The following is an 18,080-nucleotide window of genomic DNA, read 5'->3' on the forward strand; positions in this document are numbered from 1 at the left end:
GCAGCCCCGCCAGTGGCTGGAGGCGGTCAGTGGTGAACGCCTCGATGCCAGCGGTTTGCGGGAAGACACCCACGGCGCACATCCACTGGCCCAGCAAGTCGTGATGCTGCGCCACTCACGGCGCTTCGGCGAGGGTAGCGGCATTGGTCAGTTGGCCCGTTGGGTCAACCAACAGCACCCCGAGGACGCGCGCAAGTTATTGGCTGCTGCAAGTCATGACGACGTATTTTCCCTGGCCCTCAAGGGGGAGCAGGACCGTGCTCTGGAGCGCTTGTTGCTCGAGGGCCATGGCGGGGGACCGCAAGGTTATCGGCATTACCTGAGTCTTTTGCGCAGTCAGCGACCATCGTTCGACCGCCCGCTCGACGATCCATGCTGGGCCGATTGGGCTCGCGTGGTGCTGCAAGCCTTCGACGCTTTCCAGCTGCTGTGTGCCGTACGTAAAGGGCCTTGGGGGGTGGAAGGTTTGAACCAGCGCGTGACCGATGCGCTGCTCAAGGCCCGGCTGATTGACAGCGACCATCAGTGGTACGAAGGTCGGCCCGTGCTGATGACCCGCAACGACTATGGCCTGGGTTTGATGAACGGTGACATTGGCATTGCCCTCAAGCTGCCGGAGCGTGAAGGCCCCGAGGCCGGGCGGCACGTGCTGCGAGTGGCCTTCCCGCGCAATGACGGGCAGGGCGGTGTGCGCTTTGTCCTGCCAAGCCGACTCAACGATGTCGACACGGTGTATGCCATGACCGTGCACAAATCCCAGGGCTCGGAATTTGCCCATACGGCGTTGATTCTGCCGGATGCTTTGAATCCAGTGCTCACCAAGGAACTGATCTACACCGGGATAACCCGGGCCAAAGACTGGTTCACCCTGATTGAGCCTCGAACCGGCGTGTTCGAAGAGGCCGTGCGGCGCAAGGTCAAGCGCTTGAGCGGGTTAATGCTGGAGCTGGAAGAGGGTACCTCGCCGAGCCATTGAGTGGCGGTGCCAGACGCCGGAATCTGTCCGATGTGCCGTGGTGCGTCGCCTCGCTGGTGTTTCAGTGCTGTGCTATCGTTGCGGCATCATCTTGTTGCGATCGTAGAGAATTCCTGCATGAAGTTGGCTGTCTGGGCGACGGAGCGCGTCGTTGGCTGCAAGCAAGTGCTACTTGCCGGCCTTCTCTGTTTGTTGACGGGCGTTGTCTGCGCTCAGCCGGAAACTGCCGTGAGCAAGGCCGACAAGCGCGCCAGCTCGGTCACTCAGGTGGTGCTCGGGATCCTCAGTTATGCCCGATGGCCTGTTGAGCCCCAACAGCTGCGTCTGTGCGTGGTCGGCCCCACTGAATACACCGACGACCTGGTCAAAGGCACCAAACAAGCCACGGGTCGACCGGTTACCGTACGACGGTTGTTGGCCGATAACCCGGCCATCGCCAGTGAATGCGATGCGGTGTACATCGGCAAGCTGACCAGCGATGAACGCAGTCGGCTATTTGCCTCATTGACGGGGCGCCCGGTGGTGAGCATCAGCGAAGGCGGCGATCAATGCACTGTCGGCAGCCTGTTCTGCCTGCGGGTCGGTGATGAACAGGTGTCCTTCGAGGTCAACCTCGACTCGGTCGCTCGCAGCGGTGTACGCATTCACCCCAGTGTGCTGCAACTGTCGCGCCGCACGCCGGCGGCCCCATGAGTCTATTTAAACCTCGTATACGTCCGACCCTGGGGTCGGTTATCGGTCGTGGACATTTGATCGTCGCCCTGGTGGGCGTGGCCATGGCCAGTGTTTCATTGACCCTGCTGGGTGTTCTGGCTTTACGGGTCTATGCCGATCACAACCTGCATCTGATTGCCCGTTCGATCAACTACACCGTGGAAGCCGCGGTGGTGTTCAACGACAAGGCTGCCGCCACCGAAGCACTGGCATTGATCGCGTCCACTGAAGAAGTGGCTGATGCACAAGTGATGGACGAGCAAGGCGAGTTGCTCGCGCGTTGGCAACGACCGGCAACGGGCTGGCTCTCCGATCTTGAAATGCAGATCGCCCGAACGATTCTGGAAAAACCCATCAGCATGCCGATCACCCATCAAGGTCAGGAAATCGGTAGCATCCTGCTCATCGGTCACGGTGGGAGCCTGATGCGTTTCTTGCTCAGTGGTCTGGTGGGAATCGTCTTGTGTACCGCTGTCAGTGCCTGGGTAGCGCTTTATCTGGCGCGTCGGCAATTGCGAGGGATCACCGGCCCGTTGCGCAGCCTGGCTGCCGTGGCTCACGCCGCCCGCAGCGAGCGTGCCTTCGACCGGCGTGTACCGTCCGCCGACATTGCCGAACTCGACAACCTGGGCAACGACTTCAATGCCTTGCTCGACGAGCTCGAGTCCTGGCAGACCCACCTGCAAAGCGAAAACGAAACCCTGGCCCACCAGGCCAGCCATGACAGCCTTACCGGGTTGCCGAATCGGGCGTTTTTCGAAGGCCGCCTGATGCGCGCCTTGCGCAATGCCGGCAAGCTCGATGAGCGAGTGGCCGTGCTGTTTCTCGACAGCGACCGGTTCAAGGAGATCAACGACAACTTTGGTCACGCTGCCGGTGATGCGGTGCTCATCGCCGTGGCGACCCGGGTTCGTGCGCAGTTGCGTGAAGAGGATCTGGTGGCGCGACTGGGCGGCGACGAGTTTGCCGTGCTGTTGACGCCGCTGCACAAGACCGAAGACGCCGAACGGATTGCCGACAAAATCATTGCCAGCATGGAAGCGCCAATCCCGTTGCCGGGCAGTACCCAAGTGCTGACTTCACTCAGTATCGGCATCGCCGTGTACCCGGATCATGGGCTTACGCCGGGGGGGCTGCTCGATGCTGCCGACGCCGCGATGTATCAGGCCAAACGCCTTTCCCGAGGCGCTCACCACACGGCAGGGTCGGAGCACTCTGTCGCCGATGTTCAAACCAGGAGCTAATTTCTGTGTTCACATTCACTCAGCGTTCTCTGCGATTTTTTACGATCACCTTATTCATGGCCTTGCTGGCGACCGGTTGCCAGACGACATCACAGAAAGGCCTGACCCCGGCGCAGATCGCTGTGCTGAAGCAGCAAGGTTTCGAGATGACTGACGATGGCTGGGCGTTTGGCCTGTCCGACAAAGTGCTGTTCGGCAGTGATATCGAACACCTCAACCCCACCAGTACCGAGATCGTCGAGCGCATTGGCAAGGCGTTGTTGAGTGTGGGAATCGAGCGAGTGAGAGTCGACGGCCACACCGATGCCTCGGGCAAAGAGTCCTATAACGAACAGCTTTCCCTGCGTCGCGCGAAAAGCGTCGGCAATGCCTTGGCCGCTGTCGGCATAAAAGAACAAAACATCCAGCTGCGCGGCCTGGGCAGCAGCAAGCCCGTCGCCTCCAACGCCACCGCGGCGGGGCGCACCGAGAACCGCCGGGTGTCGATCGTGGTGAGTGCCGATTAATCGGCGAACACCATCTCCCGGCTTTCCCCCATCAACAGCGCTTGATTGTCCTCGGTGACGGCGCGGATGTAGTCCCACAACAACGTGATCCGCTTGAGCTTGCGCAGGTCTTCGCGGCAGTACATCCAGAACTGCCGGGTGATGGTGATTTCTTGCGGCAACACCGGCAGCAACCGCGGGTCCTGAGCCGCCAGGAAGCACGGCAGAATCGCCAGTGACCGTCCTTGCTGCGCCGCCACGAACTGCGCGATCACACTGGTGCTGCGCAGATTGGCACTGGCACCGGGCAGCACATTCGCCAGGTACAGCAGCTCCGAGCTGAACGCCAGATCGTCCACATAACTGATGAATTGATGCTTGCTCAAATCTGCCGGGCGGCGGATCGGTGGGTGCTTGTCCAGATAATCCTGGGTCGCGTACAGCTGCAATCGATAGTCGCAGAGTTTGCAGCAGACATAAGGGCCGTGTTCCGGTCGCTCCAGCGCAATGACGATGTCTGCTTCACGCTTGGACAGGCTGATGAAGTGCGGCAGCGGCAGGATGTCCACCGAGATCGCCGGGTAGGCGTCGACGAAGTGGCTTAGCTGCGGGGTGATGAAAAAGCTGCCGAACCCTTCAGTACAACCCATGCGCACATGCCCGGACAACGCGACGCCTGAGCCTGAAACCTGCTCGCAGGCCATGTGCAGGGTGCTTTCGATCGACTCGGCGTAACCCAGCAGACGCTGGCCTTCTGCTGTCAGGACGAAGCCGCTGGTGCGGGACTTCTCGAACAACAGCGTGCCCAACGAGGCCTCCAGCGAACTGATGCGCCGCGACACGGTGGTGTAGTCCACCGCCAGGCGCTTGGCCGCAGTGCTGGCCTTGCGTGTGCGGGCAACCTCGAGGAAAAACTTGAGGTCATCCCAGTTCAACGAGCCTAAAGACGTGATGTTTTTTTGCATGATGGACCGGCTTTTATGTGCGTTCTTATTAGAAGTTTGCACATCTATACTCCAAAAACAGTCCGACAACCAACTCGCGACACACGCCTCATCTCAAGGCGACTTTCTCGCCTTGGCTCCCAAGATAGCTCTCTAAATAAGAACAACGTCCCGGAGACCCAACATGAACGCATCGCTAGAAACCACCGTACAAAAGGTCAAGTTATTGATCGATGGCGAGTGGGTCGAATCCCAGACCACCGAATGGCACGACATCGTCAACCCGGCGACCCAGCAAGTGCTGGCCAAAGTCCCCTTCGCGACCGCTGCTGAAGTCGATGCCGCCATCAGCGCCGCCCATCGCGCCTTTCAGACCTGGAAGCTGACGCCAATCGGCGCGCGGATGCGCATCATGCTCAAGCTTCAGGCGCTGATTCGCGAGCACTCCAAGCGTATTGCCGTGGTACTCAGCAATGAGCAGGGCAAAACCATCGCCGATGCTGAAGGCGATATCTTCCGTGGCCTGGAAGTGGTTGAACACGCCTGCTCCATTGGCAGCCTGCAAATGGGTGAGTTCGCCGAGAACGTCGCTGGCGGTGTCGATACCTACACCCTGCGTCAGCCGATCGGCGTCTGCGCCGGTATTACCCCGTTCAACTTCCCGGCGATGATTCCGCTGTGGATGTTCCCGATGGCCATCGCCTGCGGCAACACCTTCGTGCTCAAGCCTTCCGAGCAGGATCCGATGTCGACCATGCTGCTGGTGGAACTGGCGATTGAAGCCGGCATTCCGCCGGGTGTGCTCAACGTCGTTCATGGCGGCAAGGATGTGGTGGACGCGCTTTGCACCCACAAGGACATCAAGGCTGTTTCGTTCGTCGGTTCGACCGCGGTCGGCACGCATGTCTACGATCTGGCCGGCAAACACGGCAAGCGCGTGCAATCGATGATGGGTGCCAAGAACCACGCCGTTGTGCTGCCCGATGCCAATCGCGAGCAAGCGCTCAATGCACTGGTCGGCGCCGGTTTCGGTGCGGCCGGGCAGCGCTGCATGGCCACCTCGGTGGTGGTGCTGGTGGGCGCGGCCAAGCAATGGCTACCGGATTTGAAAGCGCTGGCGCAGAAACTCAAGGTCAATGCCGGCAGCGAGCCGGGCACTGATGTTGGTCCGGTGATTTCCAAACGAGCCAAGGCGCGGATTCTCGACCTGATCGAAAGCGGGATCAAGGAAGGCGCCAAGCTGGAGCTGGACGGTCGCGACATCACTGTTCCGGGCTACGAGCAGGGCAACTTTGTCGGCCCGACCCTGTTCTCCGGCGTGACACCCGAGATGCAGATCTACACCCAGGAAATCTTTGGCCCGGTGCTGGTGGTGCTGGAAGTCGACACCCTCGATGAGGCCATCGCGCTGGTCAACGCCAACCCGTTCGGCAACGGCACCGGCCTGTTCACCCAGAGCGGTGCGGCGGCGCGCAAATTCCAGACGGAAATCGACGTTGGCCAGGTCGGCATCAACATCCCGATTCCGGTGCCGGTGCCGTTCTTCAGCTTCACCGGCTCCCGTGGTTCCAAACTTGGCGACCTCGGTCCGTATGGCAAGCAAGTGGTGCAGTTCTACACTCAAACCAAGACTGTCACCGCGCGTTGGTTCGATGACGACAGCATCAACCACGGTGTGAACACCACCATTCACTTGCGTTAAGGAGCCGGACATGAAAATCGCTTTTATCGGTCTCGGCAACATGGGCGCGCCGATGGCGCGCAACCTGATCAAGGCCGGCCATTCGCTGAACCTGTTTGACCTCAATCAAACCGTGCTGGCCGAACTGGCTCAACTCGGCGGCACCATCAGCACTTCACCGAAGGAAGCGTCGAAAGACGTGCAACTGGTGATCACCATGCTGCCGGCAGCGGCCCATGTGCGTAGCGTCTGGCTGGGTGAAGACGGCGTGCTGGCGGGAATCGCCAAAGGCGTGCCAGCGGTGGATTGCAGCACCATCGATCCGCAGACGGCGCGTGACGTGGCCGCAGCGGCAGCAAAGCAAGACGTGGCCATGGCCGATGCACCGGTTTCCGGTGGCACTGGCGGTGCAGCGGCCGGGACGCTGACCTTCATGGTCGGCGCCACGCCTGAACTGTTCGCCACCCTGCAACCGGTGCTGGCGCAGATGGGCCGCAACATCGTCCACTGCGGCGAAGTCGGCACTGGGCAAATCGCCAAGATCTGCAACAACCTGCTGCTGGGGATTTCCATGGTCGGTGTCAGCGAAGCCATGGCGCTGGGCAGCGCCCTGGGGATCGACACAACCGTGCTGGCGGGCGTCATCAACAGTTCAACCGGGCGCTGCTGGAGTTCGGAGATGTACAACCCGTGGCCGGGCATCGTCGAAACAGCGCCAGCCTCGCGCGGTTATACCGGCGGTTTCGGTGCCGAACTGATGCTCAAGGATCTGGGGCTGGCCACTGAGGCGGCACGTCAGGCGCACCAACCGGTCGTGCTCGGCGCGGTGGCCCAGCAGTTGTATCAGGCGATGAGCCAGCGTGGAGAAGGGGGCAAGGACTTCTCGGCGATCATCAACAGCTATCGCAAGCCCGTGTAGGAGCTGCCGAAGGCTCGGGCCGCGCTCGGACGATCTTTTTGGGACAGCACAGCAATTTTTTTACCGAGAGACCACGTCGGGTGCTCTCTCGGTTTTTTGTATCAGGCAAACACGAAATACTTACGTACGGTTTCAACCACTTCCCACGTGCCTTTCATGCCCGGCTCGATGACGAAAATGTCACCGGCGCGCAGATGGATCGGCGCCATGCCTTCCGGGGTGATGATGCAGTAGCCTTCCTGGAAGTGGCAGTATTCCCACTTCACGTATTCCACATACCACTTGCCCGGCGTGCAGATCCAGGTGCCCATGATCTTGCTGCCATCTTCGCTGGTGTACGCGTTGAGGTTGACGGTGTGCGGATCGCCTTCGAGCTTTTCCCATTTGCAGGCGTCGAGCACGGGCAACGGGTGAGTGTCGCGAAGAACGGTAATCGGTGCGGTCATGTGGACTCCGGGCCTTGGAATATAGAAAGTGGTACTGAAGAACTGAAGTCGCACCCTATAGCGCCCATGCTCCGCTCAGTTGTCTGTATTCGACATTGAGCTGTCCAGAAACGCGCAAACTCTCAAAGATTTTCCTGCGGGCAAAAGTCTGCCCCTCTAGGGGAGAGTCAAGGCGTTCAGCAAGGCCTGGGCATAACCGGGCAGTACGGTGAGGTCCCGGGCGCACAGCAACAGTTTGCGGCGAGCCCACGGTTCTTCCAGTACGACGCTTTTGAAGGCTGTTTCAGCCGGCCAGCGTTCGACCGCCGCCAAGGGTACGATCGCCAGCCCGGCTCCCCGGGCGACCATGCGCATCACGCCCTCGAAACCATCGGCGCGGATGCGGACCTGCATCCGCAGGCCGCTGTGCAGGGCCTGTTCTTCCAGGTAAACGGCCAAGGCGCTGTTGGCGTTCAGGCCGACGTAATCGTGGTGCAAGGTGGCGCTGAAGCTTAATGGTCCGGTATCGGCCAAGGGGTGATCTCGCGGCAGGATCAGCACCAGTGGGTCGTCACGGAAATAGCGGGTTTGCAGGCCGTCGGTATCCACGGCGTCGGACACGACCCCAAGGTCTGCCGCACCCTGGCGCAAGGCGTGGGTGATGCGTGTGCTGGGCAGCTCTTGCAGGTCGATGTCGAGGTTCGGATGGTCGCGCAGAAAGTCTGCCAGCAATTCCGGCAGGTACTCAGTGATTGCCGTGGTATTGCACAACAACCGCACCTGGCCTTTGACGCCTTTGGCGTATTCGATCAGGTCCTGCTGCATGCGCTCGGCCTGTTGCAACAGGACTTGGGCGTGCTGCGCCAGCGCCTTGCCGGCTGGAGTCGGGCTGACACCGCGGCGACCTCGCTCAAGAAACTCGATGCCCAGTGAAGCTTCCATCGCGCGGATTCGTGCGCTCGCCGCCGCCAGTGATAAATGGCTGCGGGCGGCACCGGCGGTGATGTTGCCGGTGTCGAGGATGTTCAGGTAGAGGCGCAGGTCGGTGAGGTCGAAGTGCATACAGTGTCCCGGATCGTTCCCACGCTCTGCGTGGGAATGCCTCGCTGGACACTCTGCGTCCGCTTCGGCATGTGACGCGGAGCGTCACGGGCTGCGTTCCCACGCAGAGCGTGGGAACGATCATTGCCTCTTGTAAAGCAAGAGGCAGCCTCAGTATATGGCAGATTTTCAAGGCAACCTTCAGGGCCCACGATAGCCCCATGAATACACTTGCCGCGTTCTATCAAAATCTGGGTTTGGCCCTGTCGTTATTGGTTATCGCCACCTTCCTGCTGGCCGGGATGATCAAAGGTGTGATCGGCCTGGGTCTGCCGACCATTGCCATGGGCTTGCTCGGTCTGGCTATGGCACCGTCGCAGGCTGCGGCGTTGCTGATTGTTCCCGCAACGTTGACCAACATCTGGCAACTGGCCTTCGGCGGTCATTTGCGCGGGTTGTTGAACCGGTTATGGCCGATGCTATTGGCGATATTTATCGGCACTGGCGCCGGTACAGTGTGGATCGGCATGGCCGGTGGGCATTGGGTGGTGCGGGGGCTGGGGGGGGCGCTGTTGATGTACGCCTTGAGCGGGTTGTTCCTGCCGACCTTGCGCGTCGGCGGTAGCACCGAACGTTGGCTCGGTCCGCTCTGCGGTGTGCTGACGGGCGTCATCACCTCGGCCACCGGTGTCTTCGTGATTCCGGCGGTGCCTTATCTGCAAGCGCTGGGCTTGAACAAGGATCAACTGGTGCAGGCGCTGGGCCTGTCGTTCACCGTCTCGACCCTCGCGTTGGCCGCCGGCCTGTTATGGCGCGGCGCCCTCGGCGGTGGCGAGTTGAGCGCGTCGCTGCTGGCGCTGATCCCGGCGGTGCTCGGCATGTTGCTGGGGCAATGGCTGCGCCAGCGGATTAGCGCCGTGTTGTTCAAGCGCGTGTTCTTCATCGGCCTCGGCGTGCTCGGCGGTCACTTGCTGATCAGCGGTTAGCGGACGATGTGCTGAGCATCTCGATCGGGCGGATATCGAAATCCCGCTCCAGATACTCCATGCGCATGTCGAGGAACTGCTTCATATGGGGCAGGTTCGAGTGCACGTCCAGATGGGCCTGGGATTGCCAGATCTCGTAGAAGATAAACAGCGTCGGGTCCTGTTTGTCTCGCAGCATGTGGTACTCGATGCAACCGGGTTCGGCGCGGCTCGGTTCGACGTAGGCACGGAAGAACGCTTCGAAGGCCTCGGCTTTTTCCGGGCGGGTCTTGGCGTGCAGGATGAAGCCTTGCAGTTCGCTCATCAGGATCTCCTTAACAGTCAGAATCGGCGCAAGTCTATGGCAACAATCGCCTATTGATTCGTGCGTATTGGTCAAATGAATTTTGCTGATTGAGCGCTTATTCCACGCGAGGCTGATGGCTACTCTGCCGCCATCGAATTTCAACCTTGCGAGATTTCTCCCATGAAAAAAGTCCTGTTGCTCAATGGCGGCAAAAAATTTGCCCACTCCGATGGTCGCTACAACACGACGCTGCACGAAGCCGCGCTGAGCGTGCTGGATCGCGGTGGTGTGGATGTGAAAGCCACATTCATCGACGAGGGGTATGACATCGCCGAGGAAGTCGCCAAATTCCTCTGGGCCGATGTGATCATTTATCAGATGCCCGGCTGGTGGATGGGCGCGCCCTGGACCGTCAAGAAGTACGTCGATGAAGTCTTCACCGAAGGTCACGGCAGCCTCTACGCCAGCGATGGCCGCACACGCTCCGACGCGTCGCAGAAGTACGGCAGCGGTGGTTTGCTGCACGGTAAAAAATACATGCTGTCGCTGACCTGGAACGCACCGCAGCAAGCCTTCGACGACCCGACCGATTTCTTCGAAGCCAAGGGCGTGGACGCGGTGTACTTCCCGTTCCACAAGGCCAACACCTTCCTCGGCATGACCGGTTTGCCGACCTTTTTGTGTGTCGATGTGATGAAGCGCCCGAATATCGAAGCCGATGTGGTGCGTTATGAGCAGCACTTGACTGAGGTGTTTGGCCTTAATGCATAACGCTCGGCTACTATCGATATCTGAAGCGGCGCAGGACTATCGATAAGGTACACACGTGAAAGCCAGATCCGATGAGTTGCAGATTTTCGTCTGCGTGATTGAGTGCGGGTCGATTTCGGCTGCGGCTGAACAAGTCGGGCAAACGCCGTCGGCGGTCAGCCGCACGCTGTCGCGGCTGGAGGCCAAGCTCGACACCACGCTGATCAACCGCACCACGCGGCGCATGGACCTGACCGAAGAGGGCAAGTATTTCTTCGAACACGCCAAACTGATTCTCGATCAGATGGACGAACTCGAAGAGCGCCTGTCCTCACGCCAGCAAACTCCGTCCGGGCGTCTGCGAATCAACGCGGCCTCGCCGTTCATGCTGCACGCCATCGTGCCGTACATCGATGAATTCCGCCGTCTCTACCCGGACATCCAGCTCGAACTCAACAGCAACGACCTGATCATCGACCTGCTCGAACAAAGCACCGATATCGCTATCCGCATCGGCACGCTGGCCGACTCGACCTTGCACGCCCGCTCTCTGGGTTGCAGCCCGCTGCACATCGTCGCCAGCCCGGCGTATCTGGAGCAACACGGCGTACCGAGCGCTGTCGAGGATTTGAGCGAGCACACGCTGCTGGGTTTTACCCATAACGAAGGCCTCAACCAATGGCCGCTGCGCTATGTCCACGGTGACCGCTGGCCGATCCAGGCGTCGATCAGCGCGTCGAGTGGCGAGACGGTCAGGCACCTGGCGCTGGCCGGGCAAGGCATTGCCTGCCTGTCGCACTTCATGATCGTCGACGACATTAACGCCGGTCGCTTGCAGGTGCTGCTGGCGGAGTTCAACAGCGGATATCGCCAACCCATCAACGCGGTGTACTACCGCAACTCGCAGTTGGCCCTGCGGATCCAGTGCTTTCTTGACTTCATTCAGGGCAAGTTGGCGGCTTATGCGATTGCCGATTTCAGGGGCTGATTCGGGAATCCCTGCGTGCCGAAGCGTACTTTGGTGGTTGAATGGATTCGTAACAATATGGTGTGAATGGTGCTGGAGCGAAGCATAGCTGCGCTATCACTCCTCAAGCGGCTGTCCTGGGGCGGCCGTTTTTGTTTTCTGGTTTGATCAAACACAGTCTCTGAGCCTATGGTTGATTCCATAATGTGGGTCGGGCCAGGAAGCGTGAAAAATGAACAACCGCTACGATGCCGAAGGGTCGCAAAGTACCTATGAACCTGATTCGGATGAACAGGTATTAGCCAATAAGCTAGGTATTATCGATCCGAAGGATATGGACGAGGCGGAACTGGTGCTGCTGGAAAAGCTGTATCAGTCAGTGTTGATCAAGGATCTGCCTGATCGACAATTGACTGTTCAGGACCTTAAAGACTGGCATCGAAAATGGCTTGGAAACATCTATCCGTGGGCTGGAGACATTCGTTTGGTAAATATGGGCAAGGGAGGTTTTTTCTTCGCGGCAGCGCCGCAAATTCCCCGGCTGCTCGTTGATTTCGAAAAAGAATGTCTTGCCAGATTCACACCTTGCAGTAGTTGTACGGACGAAGCATTGATCAAGGCGATCGCCTTGACTCATGTGGAGTTCATCCTGATTCACCCGTTCCGCGAAGGTAATGGACGCTTGTCCCGGTTACTGGCGGATGTAATGGCCGTCCAGGCAGGGCGCACGCCGCTGGATTACAGCAGTTGGGAGGCGAACAAGGACGCTTACTTTGCAGCGATCAATCAAGGCCTCAACTGCAACTACGAACCCATGGAGCACTGGGTTCGGCGAGCATTGTCGGTATAAGCGGTCAAAGATGCCGCAGCACCGATTTGCCTCCCTACTGTGCAAGATTGAGATGCTGGAACTTACTGGTTTTGCCTTTGAGCTTGCGTTCGATCACTTCAATACTCTGGCCCGTTTCGATCGCTGTAGAGCTGGCGATAGCGCGAATCACAGTATCGGAATTCAGTTTTTTGCCATTACGGCGCACAGTTGCCATTGACGTGGCTCAATCGGGGAACGAGTGCTGAGTATAGCGCTTGTTGTCAGGCTGAAAACTCAATGCCTCGTTCCCAGCTCTATTCCGCTGCCGCCAAACCGATTCACTAAGGGGGTGCTGGCCTCTGCGCCCCATTCACTGGCCCGCCCGCCGTCAATTCCGTAACATCCGCGTCCCTCTTTTCCCGCCTGCATTTTTAGGTAAGCCATGAAATCCAAACGTCTGCGCGCCGATGTCCTGGCCGGACTCACCACCTCTTTTGCCCTGCTCCCCGAATGCATCGCCTTCGCGCTGGTGGCCCACCTCAATCCATTGATGGGGCTTTACGGCGCTTTCATCATCTGCACCCTGACGGCGCTCTTCGGCGGACGGCCGGGGATGGTGTCCGGTGCCGCCGGCTCGATGGCGGTGGTGATCGTCGCGCTGGTGGTGCAACACGGCGTCCAGTACTTGCTGGCGACGGTGCTGCTGGGCGGGCTGATCATGCTGGCGTTCGGTCTGTTGAGGCTGGGCAAGCTGGTGCGCATGGTGCCGCACCCGGTGATGCTCGGCTTCGTCAACGGCCTGGCAATCGTCATTGCCCTGGCCCAGTTGGAGCACTTCAAGAGCGGTGAGGCCTGGTTGAGTGGCGCGCCGCTGTACTTGATGATCGGGCTGGTGGTGCTGACGATGGCCATTGTCTACCTGATGCCGCGCCTGACGCGGGCCGTGCCGCCGGCGCTGGTGGCGATTCTGAGCGTTGGGCTGGCGGTTTATCTGCTCGGTCTGCCGACCCGTACCTTGGGTGACATGGCGCACATTGCCGGTGGCTTGCCGGGGTTTGCGCTGCCAGACATCCCCTGGAGCCTGGAGACTCTGCGCATCGTCGCCCCTTACGCGATATTGATGGCATTGGTCGGTCTTTTGGAAACCCTGCTGACCCTGAACCTGACCGACGAGATCACTGAGAGCCGTGGTTACCCGGATCGAGAGTGCGTGGCATTGGGCGCTGCCAATGTGGTCTCTGGTATGTTCGGTGGCATGGGCGGCTGCGCCATGATCGGGCAAACCGTGATCAACCTCAGCTCTGGCGGTCGCGGTCGGCTGTCTGGTGCGGTGGCCGGGGGGATGATCCTGCTGTTTGTGCTGTTCCTTTCGCCGCTGATCGAGCGCATTCCGCTGGCCGCATTGGTCGGGGTGATGTTCGTGGTGTCGCAGCAGACGTTCGCCTGGGCTTCGCTGCGGGTGCTTAACAAGGTGCCGCTGAACGATGTCTTGGTGATCATCGCGGTCACGGTGATTACGGTGTTCACCGATCTGGCCATCGCCGTGTTGTGCGGGATCATCATTGCGGCGCTCAACTTTGCCTGGCAACAGGCTCGCGAGCTATATGCCGACAGTCACGTTGAAGCCGACGGCAGCAAGCTCTACCTCCTGCATGGCACGTTGTTCTTCGCCTCGACGACACCTTTTCTCAACCAGTTCGATCCCGCCAACGACCCGTCCGTGGTCACCGTCGACTGTCGCCACCTGAGCTTTGTCGACTACTCGGCCATCGCCGCGCTGAAGACATTGCGCGAGCGCTACACCAAGGCTGGCAAGCAGCTACGCGTTCTGCACCTGTCCGAACGCTGCAAGAAACTGCTCAAGCGCGCCAGCGAGCATCACGACTGAAATTGATGAGTGATGATCGTTCCCACGCAGTGCGTGGGAACGATCCGTGTCTGTGATGAAAATTCCGCTACCCGATTTTCATAACCCGCGATCCCCCATACCTCTGCACGACATCCCTTATCCCTCCACGAAAATTACTTTCACTTCGTTTGAAAGTGGCTCGTCGAAATGATTTATGAGTTTCACAACCCATTCGACGTGACCCTTTCGAGGAGTACCGCATGACGCTTTCCTTCGGGTATTGGCTGTTGGTTTACGCCGCCATCGCCATCATTGCGCTGATCGTTCTGATCGCCCGTTACCGGATCAATCCCTTCATTGTGATCACTCTGGTGTCCATCGGCCTGGCGCTGTTGGCGGGGATGCCGCCGTCGGGTGTAGTGGGGGCGTATGAGGCCGGGGTTGGCAAGACGCTGGGGCACATTGCGCTGGTGGTGGCGCTGGGCACGATGCTCGGCAAGATGATGGCCGAGTCCGGCGGTGCGGAGCAGGTGGCGCGCACCTTGATCGACCGTTTCGGTGAGAAAAATGCCCACTGGGCGATGGTGTGTATCGCCTTTCTTGTAGGGCTGCCGCTGTTCTTCGAGGTCGGTTTTGTCTTGCTGGTGCCGATCGCATTCACCGTGGCGCGGCGGGTGGGCGTGTCGATTCTGATGGTCGGTTTACCGATGGTCGCGGGGCTCTCGGTGGTCCACGCGCTGGTACCGCCACACCCGGCGGCGATGCTGGCGGTGCAGGTCTATCAGGCATCGGTGGGGCAGACCTTGCTCTACGCGATTCTGATCGGTATTCCGACCGCGATCATCGCCGGTCCTTTGTACGCAAAATTCATCGTGCCGCGCATTCAACTGCCGGACGATAACCCCCTGGAGCGCCAGTTCCTGGAGCGTGAGCCGCGCGATAGCCTGCCGGGTTTTGGTGTCACCATGGCCACGATTCTGTTGCCGGTGGTGCTGATGTTGATCGGTGGCTGGGCCAACCTGATCTCCACGCCGGGTAGCGGTTTCAATCAGTTCCTGCTGTTCATCGGCAACTCGGTGATCGCCTTGCTGCTGGCGACTTTGCTGAGTTTCTGGACACTCGGCCTGGCGCAGGGCTTCAACCGCGAATCGATCCTCAAGTTCACCAATGAATGCCTGGCGCCGACCGCCAGCATCACCTTGCTGGTTGGTGCCGGTGGTGGCTTGAATCGGATTCTGGTGGACGCTGGCGTCACCAATCAGATCGTCAGCCTCGCCGATGAATTCCAGTTGTCGCCGTTGTTGATGGGTTGGCTGTTCGCTGCGTTGATGCGCATCGCCACTGGTTCCGCCACTGTGGCCATGACCACCGCTTCAGGGATTGTCGCGCCGGTGGCCGTTGGTCTGGGTTATCCCCATCCGGAGTTGTTGGTGCTGGCGACCGGGGCGGGGTCGGTTATCTTTTCCCACGTCAACGACGGCGGCTTCTGGTTGATCAAGGAATACTTCAACATGACCGTCACCCAGACCTTCAAGACCTGGACAGTGCTCGAGACGCTGATCTCGGTGGTCGCCTTCGGCCTGACCGTAGGCCTTTCTCACCTGCTTTAGTCGGAGCCATCCGCCATGGACATCCTCTATCAGATCCGCGCTCGTCAGGAATCCTTCAGCGCCGGCGAAGGACGTATCGCTCGGCTGATGCTCGACGACGTAGGATTTGCCGCGTCCGCCAGCCTCGATGAACTGGCGCAGCGAGCGGAAGTCAGCACCGCCACGCTGTCGCGATTCGCCCGTACAGTCGGTTGCCGCGACCTGCGGGATTTGCGCCTGCAACTGGCCCAGGCCAGCGGTGTCGGCAGCCGCTTTCTCGACCCGGCGGGCACGCCCGAACAGTCGGCGTTTTACGGGCAGATCGTTGGCGATATCGAGTCGACCTTGCGCCAGCACCTGGCAGCGTTCGATGAGTCGCGCTTCGCCGATGCGGTGAAGTTGCTGGGCAAGGCGCGGATGATTCACACCTTCGGCATGGGTGGCTGCTCGACCCTGTGCAGCGATGAACTGCAAGTGCGCCTGGTGCGTCTCGGCTACCCGATTGCGGTGTGCCACGACCCGGTGATGATGCGCGTCACCGCCGCCAGTCTTGGCGCCGAACACGCGGTCATCGCCTGCTCGCTGACCGGCATCACGCCCGAGCTGCTCGAAGCGGTGGAGTTGGCGCGCAGCTACGGCGCACGAATTCTCGCCATCACCCGCGCCGACTCGCCGCTGGCGCACTTGGCCGATGTGCTGTTGCCGCTGCAAAGCGCCGAGACTTCGTTTATCTACAAACCCACGGCGGCGCGCTACGGCATGTTGTTGGCCATCGACGTGCTCGCCACCGAGCTGGCGCTGGCCAGTCCTGAAGACAATCAAGAACGTCTGCGGCGGATCAAACTGGCCCTGGACGACTACCGTGGAGGCGACGATCAGTTGCCGCTGGGAGACTGACATGACGTACGACACGCTGATCCGCAATGCGCTGATTATCGACGGCAGCAACACCCCCGGTTACCCCGCTGATGTGGCGATTCTGAACGGCCGCATCGAGCGTATCGGCGACTTGCGCGATGCGAGTGCCACCGAAGAAATCGATGCCGCTGGCCGAGTATTGGCGCCGGGTTTCATCGATGTGCATACCCACGACGATACGGTGGTGATTCGTCAGCCGCAAATGCTGCCCAAGCTCAGCCAGGGCGTGACCACGGTGATTGTCGGCAACTGCGGGATCAGCGCTTCACCGGTCAGCTTGCGCGGCGATCCGCCGGACCCGATGAACCTGCTCGGCACCGCTGCGGCGTTTGTTTATCCGCGCTTCAGCGACTATCGCGCCGCCGTCGAAGCGGCCAATACCACGCTGAACGTGGCTGCGCTGGTGGGGCACACCGCGTTGCGCAGCAACCATCTCGACGACCTGTTTCGCACTGCCACGCCGGATGAAATCAGCGCGATGCGCGAGCAACTACGCGACAGCCTTGAAGCCGGTGCCTTGGGTTTATCCACAGGCCTGGCCTACGCCAGTGCATTCTCGGCATCCACCGACGAAGTGATGCAGCTGACCGAAGAACTGACGGCATTCGGTGCGGTGTACACCACCCATTTGCGCAGCGAATTCGAACCGGTATTAGAGGCCATGGACGAAGCATTCCAGATCGGTCGGCATGCGCAATCCCCGGTGATCATTTCCCACCTCAAATGCGCCGGGGCCGGCAACTGGGGGCGTAGTCCGCAACTGCTGGCCTCGCTTGAGGAGGCTGCGAGATCTCATCCGGTAGCTTGCGATTGTTATCCCTACGCGGCGAGTTCTTCGACGCTGGACCTCAAGCAAGTCACCGACGCCCATCGCATCACCATCACCTGGTCCACGCCGCACCCGGAACTGGGTGGCCGCGACCTGATGGACATCGCCGCTGAATGGAACGTGCCCTTGCTCGAAGCTGCCCGCCGCTTGCAACCGGCCGGTGCGGTGTACTACGGCATGGACGAGGCCGATGTACGAAGCATCCTCGCGCACCCGTTGTCGATGGTCGGCTCCGACGGTTTGCCGGAAGACCCGTTTCCGCATCCACGCCTGTGGGGCGCATTCCCACGAGTACTCGGACATTTCAGTCGCGACGTCGGACTGTTTCCGCTGCACACTGCCGTGCACAAAATGACCGGGTTGTCGGCAGCGCGATTTGGCTTGAAGGAACGGGGTGAAATCCGTGAAGGGCATTGGGCGGACCTGGTGTTGTTCGATCCTGCGGCGATTCGCGATGTGGCGGATTTCAACGATCCGCAACGGGCGGCGGAAGGGATTGATGGGGTGTGGATAAATGGCGTCTTGAGTTACCGCGACGGTCAGGCGAATGGACGAAGGGAAGGGCGGTTTCTGGCGCGGGAAGGGGATTTGCGTGAAGGGTTTCAGTAAGCGTTCCGAGGAGCCTGTCACGGTAGTGGCACATTGCAATTAAAGAAAGCCGTCGCC

At 60.1% G+C, this 18,080-nt stretch carries 19 protein-coding genes; 14 read left to right on the forward strand and 5 right to left on the reverse strand.

The window, feature by feature from the left end; translation table 11 throughout:
* The 4 genes from PMI21_RS26925 to PMI21_RS26910 form a co-directional block, all read left to right on the forward strand.
* The coding region (locus tag PMI21_RS26925) for an ATP-binding domain-containing protein (protein ID WP_007933385.1) at window positions 1-976 on the forward strand (976 nt) is incomplete at its 5' end.
* A gap of 117 nt (window positions 977-1,093) precedes the next feature.
* Entirely contained in the window at window positions 1,094-1,669 is a 576-nt protein-coding gene (locus PMI21_RS26920) for a YfiR family protein (protein WP_007933387.1), read from the forward strand.
* Window positions 1,666-2,934, forward strand: coding sequence for a diguanylate cyclase domain-containing protein (locus PMI21_RS26915; protein WP_007933389.1), 1,269 nt, complete (start codon window positions 1,666-1,668; stop codon window positions 2,932-2,934). The genes PMI21_RS26920 and PMI21_RS26915 overlap by 4 nt, the downstream gene beginning before the upstream one ends.
* Before the next feature lie 5 nt (window positions 2,935-2,939).
* On the forward strand, window positions 2,940-3,440 hold the full coding sequence (locus tag PMI21_RS26910; RefSeq protein ID WP_007933392.1) for an OmpA family protein: 501 nt from the start codon (window positions 2,940-2,942) through the stop codon (window positions 3,438-3,440).
* Here PMI21_RS26910 and PMI21_RS26905 read toward each other — a convergent pair.
* A complete protein-coding gene (locus tag PMI21_RS26905) occupies window positions 3,437-4,384 on the reverse strand; it encodes a LysR family transcriptional regulator (RefSeq protein WP_007933393.1) in 948 nt (315 codons plus the stop codon). The genes PMI21_RS26910 and PMI21_RS26905 overlap by 4 nt on opposite strands.
* A 163-nt stretch (window positions 4,385-4,547) precedes the next feature.
* Here PMI21_RS26905 and PMI21_RS26900 point away from each other — a divergent pair, with 163 nt between their 5' ends.
* Both PMI21_RS26900 and mmsB read left to right on the forward strand, forming a co-directional pair.
* Window positions 4,548-6,065 carry a CoA-acylating methylmalonate-semialdehyde dehydrogenase gene (locus tag PMI21_RS26900; RefSeq protein WP_007933394.1) on the forward strand — a complete coding sequence of 506 codons (1,518 nt, stop codon included), beginning with the start codon at window positions 4,548-4,550 and terminating at the stop codon, window positions 6,063-6,065.
* A 10-nt stretch (window positions 6,066-6,075) separates the two neighbouring features.
* Window positions 6,076-6,963, forward strand: a complete 888-nt coding sequence (mmsB, locus tag PMI21_RS26895; protein ID WP_007933395.1) for a 3-hydroxyisobutyrate dehydrogenase — start codon at window positions 6,076-6,078, stop codon at window positions 6,961-6,963.
* 101 nt (window positions 6,964-7,064) lie between these two features.
* Here mmsB and PMI21_RS26890 read toward each other — a convergent pair whose 3' ends face one another.
* Window positions 7,065-7,409 carry a cupin domain-containing protein gene (locus tag PMI21_RS26890; protein ID WP_007900627.1) on the reverse strand — a complete coding sequence of 115 codons (345 nt, stop codon included), beginning with the start codon at window positions 7,407-7,409 and terminating at the stop codon, window positions 7,065-7,067.
* A 156-nt stretch (window positions 7,410-7,565) separates the two neighbouring features.
* Window positions 7,566-8,450 (reverse strand): LysR substrate-binding domain-containing protein, encoded by an 885-nt coding sequence (locus tag PMI21_RS26885; RefSeq protein ID WP_007933396.1) that lies wholly within the window; start codon window positions 8,448-8,450, stop codon window positions 7,566-7,568.
* Between the two features lie 200 nt (window positions 8,451-8,650).
* On the opposite strand from PMI21_RS26885, the gene PMI21_RS26880 reads away from it, so the two are divergent.
* Window positions 8,651-9,415, forward strand: coding sequence for a sulfite exporter TauE/SafE family protein (locus PMI21_RS26880; RefSeq protein WP_007933399.1), 765 nt, complete (start codon window positions 8,651-8,653; stop codon window positions 9,413-9,415).
* Here the strand turns inward: PMI21_RS26880 and PMI21_RS26875 are convergent.
* Window positions 9,405-9,719 (reverse strand): putative quinol monooxygenase, encoded by a 315-nt coding sequence (locus tag PMI21_RS26875; protein ID WP_007933401.1) that lies wholly within the window; start codon window positions 9,717-9,719, stop codon window positions 9,405-9,407. The two genes, PMI21_RS26880 and PMI21_RS26875, sit on opposite strands and share 11 nt — an antisense overlap.
* Window positions 9,720-9,881: 162 nt before the next feature.
* Here PMI21_RS26875 and PMI21_RS26870 point away from each other — a divergent pair, with 162 nt between their 5' ends.
* From PMI21_RS26870 to PMI21_RS26860, 3 genes are all read left to right on the forward strand, one after another.
* Complete coding sequence (locus tag PMI21_RS26870; RefSeq protein ID WP_007933403.1) at window positions 9,882-10,472, forward strand: NAD(P)H-dependent oxidoreductase; 591 nt, start codon at window positions 9,882-9,884, stop codon at window positions 10,470-10,472.
* Between the two features lie 55 nt (window positions 10,473-10,527).
* Window positions 10,528-11,439, forward strand: a complete 912-nt coding sequence (locus PMI21_RS26865; protein WP_007933405.1) for a LysR family transcriptional regulator — start codon at window positions 10,528-10,530, stop codon at window positions 11,437-11,439.
* Window positions 11,440-11,650: 211 nt separating this feature from the next.
* Window positions 11,651-12,268, forward strand: a complete 618-nt coding sequence (locus PMI21_RS26860; RefSeq protein WP_007933411.1) for a Fic/DOC family protein — start codon at window positions 11,651-11,653, stop codon at window positions 12,266-12,268.
* 34 nt (window positions 12,269-12,302) lie between these two features.
* Here the strand turns inward: PMI21_RS26860 and PMI21_RS29665 are convergent, their stop codons facing one another.
* Window positions 12,303-12,464: a hypothetical protein gene (locus tag PMI21_RS29665; RefSeq protein WP_007933412.1), complete on the reverse strand. Its 162-nt coding sequence runs from the start codon at window positions 12,462-12,464 to the stop codon at window positions 12,303-12,305.
* Window positions 12,465-12,671: 207 nt separating this feature from the next.
* Between PMI21_RS29665 and PMI21_RS26855 the strand changes: the two genes are divergently transcribed.
* The 4 genes from PMI21_RS26855 to PMI21_RS26840 all read left to right on the forward strand — a co-directional run bounded on the left by PMI21_RS26855 (window position 12,672) and on the right by PMI21_RS26840 (window position 18,023).
* Entirely contained in the window at window positions 12,672-14,117 is a 1,446-nt protein-coding gene (locus PMI21_RS26855) for a SulP family inorganic anion transporter (RefSeq protein ID WP_007933413.1), read from the forward strand.
* 221 nt (window positions 14,118-14,338) lie between these two features.
* Entirely contained in the window at window positions 14,339-15,688 is a 1,350-nt protein-coding gene (locus PMI21_RS26850; RefSeq protein WP_007933415.1) for a GntT/GntP/DsdX family permease, read from the forward strand.
* Window positions 15,689-15,703: 15 nt separating this feature from the next.
* Window positions 15,704-16,564 (forward strand): MurR/RpiR family transcriptional regulator, encoded by an 861-nt coding sequence (locus tag PMI21_RS26845; protein WP_007933416.1) that lies wholly within the window; start codon window positions 15,704-15,706, stop codon window positions 16,562-16,564.
* A gap of 1 nt (window position 16,565) precedes the next feature.
* Window positions 16,566-18,023 (forward strand): N-acyl-D-amino-acid deacylase family protein, encoded by a 1,458-nt coding sequence (locus PMI21_RS26840; RefSeq protein ID WP_007933417.1) that lies wholly within the window; start codon window positions 16,566-16,568, stop codon window positions 18,021-18,023.
* Window positions 18,024-18,080 lie beyond the last annotated feature (57 nt).

The sequence above is a fragment of the Pseudomonas sp. GM18 genome (assembly GCF_000282195.1).
Taxonomy (GTDB): domain Bacteria; phylum Pseudomonadota; class Gammaproteobacteria; order Pseudomonadales; family Pseudomonadaceae; genus Aquipseudomonas.

What these genes read in the sequence shown, in the direction of transcription:
- mmsB (WP_007933395.1), top strand. Translation starts at nt 6,076, where the DNA reads ATGAAAATCGCTTTTATCGGTCTCGGCAACATGGGCGCGCCGATGGCG.
- PMI21_RS26915 (WP_007933389.1), top strand. Translation starts at nt 1,666, where the DNA reads ATGAGTCTATTTAAACCTCGTATACGTCCGACCCTGGGGTCGGTTATC.
- PMI21_RS26845 (WP_007933416.1), top strand. Translation starts at nt 15,704, where the DNA reads ATGGACATCCTCTATCAGATCCGCGCTCGTCAGGAATCCTTCAGCGCC.
- PMI21_RS29665 (WP_007933412.1), bottom strand. Translation starts at nt 12,464, where the DNA reads ATGGCAACTGTGCGCCGTAATGGCAAAAAACTGAATTCCGATACTGTG.
- PMI21_RS26885 (WP_007933396.1), bottom strand. Translation starts at nt 8,450, where the DNA reads ATGCACTTCGACCTCACCGACCTGCGCCTCTACCTGAACATCCTCGAC.
- PMI21_RS26870 (WP_007933403.1), top strand. Translation starts at nt 9,882, where the DNA reads ATGAAAAAAGTCCTGTTGCTCAATGGCGGCAAAAAATTTGCCCACTCC.
- PMI21_RS26840 (WP_007933417.1), top strand. Translation starts at nt 16,566, where the DNA reads ATGACGTACGACACGCTGATCCGCAATGCGCTGATTATCGACGGCAGC.
- PMI21_RS26900 (WP_007933394.1), top strand. Translation starts at nt 4,548, where the DNA reads ATGAACGCATCGCTAGAAACCACCGTACAAAAGGTCAAGTTATTGATC.
- PMI21_RS26855 (WP_007933413.1), top strand. Translation starts at nt 12,672, where the DNA reads ATGAAATCCAAACGTCTGCGCGCCGATGTCCTGGCCGGACTCACCACC.
- PMI21_RS26880 (WP_007933399.1), top strand. Translation starts at nt 8,651, where the DNA reads ATGAATACACTTGCCGCGTTCTATCAAAATCTGGGTTTGGCCCTGTCG.
- PMI21_RS26875 (WP_007933401.1), bottom strand. Translation starts at nt 9,719, where the DNA reads ATGAGCGAACTGCAAGGCTTCATCCTGCACGCCAAGACCCGCCCGGAA.
- PMI21_RS26920 (WP_007933387.1), top strand. Translation starts at nt 1,094, where the DNA reads ATGAAGTTGGCTGTCTGGGCGACGGAGCGCGTCGTTGGCTGCAAGCAA.
- PMI21_RS26905 (WP_007933393.1), bottom strand. Translation starts at nt 4,384, where the DNA reads ATGCAAAAAAACATCACGTCTTTAGGCTCGTTGAACTGGGATGACCTC.
- PMI21_RS26860 (WP_007933411.1), top strand. Translation starts at nt 11,651, where the DNA reads ATGAACAACCGCTACGATGCCGAAGGGTCGCAAAGTACCTATGAACCT.
- PMI21_RS26890 (WP_007900627.1), bottom strand. Translation starts at nt 7,409, where the DNA reads ATGACCGCACCGATTACCGTTCTTCGCGACACTCACCCGTTGCCCGTG.
- PMI21_RS26850 (WP_007933415.1), top strand. Translation starts at nt 14,339, where the DNA reads ATGACGCTTTCCTTCGGGTATTGGCTGTTGGTTTACGCCGCCATCGCC.